This is a genomic window from Cedecea sp., assembly GCF_036500665.1.
GTDB lineage: Bacteria > Pseudomonadota > Gammaproteobacteria > Enterobacterales > Enterobacteriaceae > Cedecea.
In genome coordinates, this window is the sequence record NZ_DASYBS010000043.1 from 1 (window position 1) to 2,303 (window position 2,303).

Genomic DNA, 2,303 nt, shown 5'->3' on the forward strand with positions numbered 1-2,303 from the left:
CACAAAGTCGGCACTCCTGCTCCACCGTCTGCCCATTTTGGATGGAATAATAGCCGTTACGACTGTCATAAAAGCGTTCGCACCCAGGATTAGGGCAGTGAGACAGAAACGGCGTTCTCGTCGGCTCAACCTCAGTTACGGGCGTCATCGTCACCGTGCAGCGATCACAAAGCATACTTAGCCTTTCTTGGCTTTTGCCCAGCGGTTTCTCTGTGCTGCTGCGATTCTCGCTCTTCCTTCAGCGGACATTGTTCTTTTCTCAGAACGCTTGCTGGTTGCGGCTGAAGCAGGCGGACGACCTCTCCGCTTTGGGCCCGTTGAACTCCCATCGAGCATAGTTCTGGCATTCTGAAGGCGTGCAATCTCAGCGTCTAGTGCGGCGATCATCCCTTGCGTATCCATCGTTGGAGCTTAGCAAAATTCTCGCCTCCTTCCGATACCATTCAGCACAGTATGAATTGCTCATTTGACCCCGGCCCTCTTTAGCTCGCTCTCGTCCGCGATACGCTCGACTACGACGGTGATGGCCAGAGTCGGTTCAACACCGGGAATCTGCCCATGGCTGAACACTCGTGAGCGCACGCGAAACCAGCCAGCCACTGCTGTTTCGCCGACACCCTCGAAACAAACGAAATCGCCAATCGTAGGAAGCGGTGCCTCCAGATGTGCGTGCACATTTAGCGCGTGCTTTTCAGGGCGGGATTCGCCGGGCAGTAGTTCATAAAAGGCAATAACCATGCTTCTGATTTCCTCCGTTGATTCGAGATCAAGTTCAAGCGGTAGCCAATCGCGCGTATGGCAGCGACAGTAGCACCCGTACCGCATCCGAGGGGAAGTTTTGCACACGACGTGGTGAGGCAGCTCACGCGCTGCATCGATTGAAAGACCGTGCTCGGGCCTGGAGACCATGACTTCCCGAAACGGGACCGAAATCTCGATTGAGATCGAAACCAAACGAGTAATCGCACAACTCCTCGAAGCTCATAAGGAATCACAATGCACACCCAATCTGCCTACGCACTTTAAGGTGCTATCCTCCTTCTTTCCCCTGGCTGCGGCCAGGGTTCTTTTTTGTTAGGGAGTGGCAGATTGAATGTCCGATTCATCGAACCGATGGAATGCCTGCCGTTTGACAAGATTCCGGAAGGCGACAACTGGACCTACGAACTGAAACTGGGCGGCTATCGGCTGGAGGCAGTGAACACGAGATACCGGCTGGTGCTCTATTCACGGCGTGGCAACGATCTGACAAAAAAAGTAACCATACATTTACGTGGCCCAGCATCTTAGCCGAATAACTCGCCCGCTCTCTTCGGCACGACTGTGCGAACGATCCTCCCCTATCGCAAAGTTTGAGCCGAATGTGACACGGGCAGTGCTTGGAGGGCTACCTATTATGCTTATGCGCAACATCGTCATCGCTTCCATGAACCTAACGCTGGGTGCGGCAGCGGCTCTGGCCCAGGCGGGTCCGGTATCCAGTGTCCCTGCAACCACATCCGGCCCGTCGGCCTGGGTTTACGTCTCCAGCCTGATTGGTAACACCGGCAGGTCCGATGTGTACGCCTTTACCGCTGCATCCAGCGGCAAGCTTACGTCCATCTCCGGCTCACCTTTTTCGGTGGATGTCAGCAGCATGGCCGTCAATGGGCTATATCTGTTCGGCGCACCCACAAGCGGCTCCTTTATCGACTCCTATCATATCGAGTCCAACGGCGGCTTGCACTATGCCGCATCTACCAACGCGTCGGCGCCGAATAAGTGCTCCAATACGCCGGGCCCGGTGTTCCTGGATCACACGGGTGCATCCCTTTATGACTTCTACTACTGGGGTGACAGCATCTGCAGCAACAACGTGTATCAGGCCTGGAACGTGGTGAAGTCCACCGGAAAGCTCACCTACGTCAACGCGGGCGGCAGCAGCGAGGAACTCACCGGCGTCCTCACATTTACCGGCAACAACGAGTATGCATATACCGCGGACTGCTATCACTTCAGCCCGGCGATCAGCGGATTCAAACGCAACAGCAATGGCTCGTTGACGCAGTTGGCTATCAACAATCCCTGGCCGAAGGCGCCGGTAAATCAGGGGTACTGCCCCTACCTGGCGGCTGCCGATCCTACCAACCATCTGGCCATTCCCGTGCAACCGTACGTCGGATACGGCAGTCCCGCCGGACCGTATCAGCTTGCCACTTACACCGTTCAGAGTAATGGAAATCTGACCACAGCCAGCACTTATGCGAACATGCCCAAGGTCTCGGTAGGCAACGTTACGAACCTAAGCATGGCCCCTTCAGGGA

3 protein-coding genes are annotated in these 2,303 nt (G+C 55.6%); 2 read left to right on the forward strand and 1 reads right to left on the reverse strand.

What is annotated here, in order from left to right; translation table 11 throughout:
- Window positions 1-462 precede the first annotated feature (462 nt).
- Entirely contained in the window at window positions 463-738 is a 276-nt protein-coding gene (locus VGM55_RS07530) for a hypothetical protein (RefSeq protein ID WP_331635124.1), read from the reverse strand.
- Between the two features lie 351 nt (window positions 739-1,089).
- Between VGM55_RS07530 and VGM55_RS07535 the strand changes: the two genes are divergently transcribed.
- Both VGM55_RS07535 and VGM55_RS07540 read left to right on the forward strand, forming a co-directional pair.
- Complete coding sequence (locus VGM55_RS07535; RefSeq protein WP_331635125.1) at window positions 1,090-1,290, forward strand: hypothetical protein; 201 nt, start codon at window positions 1,090-1,092, stop codon at window positions 1,288-1,290.
- Between the two features lie 106 nt (window positions 1,291-1,396).
- Window positions 1,397-2,303, forward strand: a 907-nt coding sequence (locus VGM55_RS07540) for a hypothetical protein (RefSeq protein ID WP_331635126.1), incomplete at its 3' end; no start/stop codon positions are given.